The sequence below is a fragment of the Sulfurimonas sp. NWX79 genome, assembly GCF_039667035.1.
Taxonomy (GTDB): Bacteria; Campylobacterota; Campylobacteria; order Campylobacterales; family Sulfurimonadaceae; genus Sulfurimonas; species Sulfurimonas indica.
The window spans coordinates 1-3,321 of record NZ_JALCZL010000043.1 but is presented as its reverse complement, the minus strand read 5'-3'; the positions used below and the strand labels follow the sequence as shown (position 1 = coordinate 3,321).

The window sequence follows — 3,321 nt, the reverse complement described above, 5'->3', positions numbered from 1 at the left end:
AAACTAAATAACTACAAATAAATGGATTCATTCAATCTTATTTTTTGAATTGTGAAAACAGTACATTAAATAAGGTAGTGAAGCAAAACAAGGGAACCGCTTTTTACGTAAGTAAAAATGTTTCTTTAGAAATTAGAATAAAAAGATATTAAGGGCCATAGGTGGATGCCTTGGCTAGTAGAGGCGATGAAAGACGTACTAGGCTGCGAAAAGCCTCGGGGAGCTGCCAAGAAGCTTTGATCCGGGGATTTCTGAATGGGGCAACCCGGCATGGCGCGAGTCATGTCACCTTCGGGGGCGAACGCAGGGAAGTGAAACATCTCAGTACCTGCAGGAAAAGAAATCAAACGAGATTCCGAGAGTAGCGGCGAGCGAAATTGGAGTAGGGCACTTACATTTAGCACATTTGTTAGCAGAACTGTCTGGAAAGTCAGAGCATAGAGGGTGATACTCCCGTAAGCGAAAACATTTGTGTGGAACTAAGGTAAGGAATGAGTAGGTCGGGACACGTGTTATCTTGACTGAATATGGGGGGACCACCCTCCAACCCTAAATACTACTACTAGACCGATAGCGAACAAGTACCGTGAGGGAAAGGTGAAAAGGACCGCGGTGAGCGGAGTGAAATAGAACCTGAAACCTATGGCTTACAATCATTCGGAGCACTATTATAATGTGTGACGGACTGCCTTTTGCATAATGAGCCTGCGAGTTGTGGTATCTGGCAAGGTTAAGCGAACGCGAAGCCGTAGCGAAAGCGAGTCTTAATAGGGCGACATAGTCAGATGCTGCAGACCCGAAACTGAGTGATCTATCCATGAGCAGGTTGAAGCTGGTGTAAGAGCCAGTGGAGGACCGAACCGGTAGAAGTTGAAAATTCTTCGGATGACTTGTGGATAGGGGTGAAAGGCCAATCAAACTCAGTGATAGCTGGTTCTCTCCGAAATATATTTAGGTATAGCCTCGAGCATTAGCATGAAGGGGTAGAGCACTGAACAGGCTAGGGCTGCTTACCGCGGTACCAAACCTTATCAAACTCCGAATACTTCATGTGTAACCTCGGGAGTCAGGCGTAGGGTGATAAAATCCTATGTCGAGAGGGGAACAACCCAGACTAACAGCTAAGGTCCCAAAGTTTTATCTAAGTGGAAAAGGATGTGGAGTTGCTGTGACAACCAGGAGGTTGGCTTAGAAGCAGCCATCCTTTAAAGAAAGCGTAACAGCTCACTGGTCTAGCGATTCTGCGCCGAAAATATAACGGGGCTAAGATAAACACCGAAGCTTTAGATTTACAGTTTACTGTAAGTGGTAGGAGAGCGTTCCATTCAGCGTTGAAGGTATACCGGTAAGGAGTACTGGAGCGGATGGAAGTGAGCATGCAGGCATGAGTAGCGAGAAAAGAAGTGAGAATCTTCTTCGCCGAAAACCCAAGGTTTCCTACGCGATGCTCGTCATCGTAGGGTTAGTCGGGACCTAAGTCGAGTCCGAAAGGGGTAGACGATGGCAAATTGGTTAATATTCCAATACCGACATATCATCATTTGAGTGATGGGGGGACGCATAGAGTTAGACGAGGTCACTGATGGAATAGTGGCTCGAAGGGTGTAGGTTGTGAGGTAGGCAAATCCGCCTCACATGAAACCGAGACCTGACAGGCAGAACAATCTCTTCGGAGAGCGTTCTGAATCGTCGATACTGTCGTGCCGAGAAAAGCCTCTAAACGAGATGATATGTCGCCCGTACCGTAAACCGACACAGGTGGGTGAGATGAGTATTCTAAGGCGCGTGGATGAACCCTTGTTAAGGAACTCTGCAAACTAGCACCGTATCTTCGGTATAAGGTGTGCCTTATTTGTTAGGAGATTTACTCTCCAAAGCATTGATAGGTCGCAGCAAAGAGTCCCTCCCGACTGTTTACCAAAAACACAGCACTCTGCTAACACGTAAGTGGATGTATAGGGTGTGACGCCTGCCCGGTGCTCGAAGGTTAAAAGGATTGCTTAGCATTAGCGAAGGCATGAATTGAAGCCCGAGTAAACGGCGGCCGTAACTATAACGGTCCTAAGGTAGCGAAATTCCTTGTCGGTTAAATACCGACCTGCATGAATGGCGTAACGAGATGGGAGCTGTCTCAACAAGGGATCCAGTGAAATTGTAGTGGAGGTGAAAATTCCTCCTACCCGCGGAAAGACGGAAAGACCCCGTGCACCTTTACTATAGCTTGACACTGCTATTGGGATATTCATGTGCAGGATAGGTGGGAGCCGTTGATTCATAGACGCCAGTTTATGATGAGGCATCCTTGAGATACCACCCTTGAATATTCTGATAGCTAACTCCGTACGGTTATCCCGTGCGAGGACAATGTCTGGTGGGTAGTTTGACTGGGGCGGTCGCCTCCTAAAAAGTAACGGAGGCTTACAAAGGTTGGCTCAGGTGGGTTGGAAATCCACCGTAGAGTATAATGGCATAAGCCAGCCTGACTGTGAGACAGACAAGTCGAGCAGAGTCGAAAGACGGTCATAGTGATCCGGTGGTTCTGTGTGGAAGGGCCATCGCTCAAAGGATAAAAGGTACGCCGGGGATAACAGGCTGATCTCCCCCAAGAGCTCACATCGACGGGGAGGTTTGGCACCTCGATGTCGGCTCATCGCATCCTGGGGCTGGAGCAGGTCCCAAGGGTATGGCTGTTCGCCATTTAAAGCGGTACGCGAGCTGGGTTCAGAACGTCGTGAGACAGTTCGGTCCCTATCTTCCGTGGGCGTAGGATTGTTGAGGAGAGCTGACCCTAGTACGAGAGGACCGGGTTGGACGAACCACTGGTGCACCAGTTGTCCTGCCAAGGGCATAGCTGGGTAGCTACGTTCGGATGAGATAACCGCTGAAAGCATCTAAGCGGGAAGCCAACTCCAAGATGAACAATCCCTGAAGGTCGCTTGAAGACTACAAGCTTGATAGGCTGGATGTGTACGCGCAGCAATGCGTTTAGCTGACCAGTACTAATAGACCGTTTGTCTTTTTTTACAACGCTTCACTACCTTATTTAGTGTATTTCAACTAATACATTAAATAGGTGAGAATCTATATAAGTTATTTAACTGTTGATTTTACTAATTACTAATTTAAACTCACTCAGATCTTACTCAAGATCAACTCTAAGTACATTACTCTATGTATTTAGACTTGATCTTGTCTAGGTGGCTATAGAGAGAGGGAAACGCCTGGTCCCCATTCCGAACCCAGAAGCTAAGCCTCTCATCGCTGATAATACTGCACCTTTCAGGTGTGGGAATGTAGGTCGCTGCCTAGTTCGGATCAATT

The 3,321-nt window shown here is 47.4% G+C and carries 2 rRNA genes; both read left to right on the top strand.

Annotated elements, in window-relative coordinates:
* The first annotated feature begins 138 nt into the window (after positions 1–138).
* A 23S ribosomal RNA gene (locus MNY27_RS10745) occupies positions 139–3,024 on the top strand.
* Positions 3,025–3,193: 169 nt separating this feature from the next.
* Positions 3,194–3,310: ribosomal RNA gene (rrf, locus tag MNY27_RS10740) — 5S ribosomal RNA — on the top strand.
* Positions 3,311–3,321: the final 11 nt, after the last annotated feature.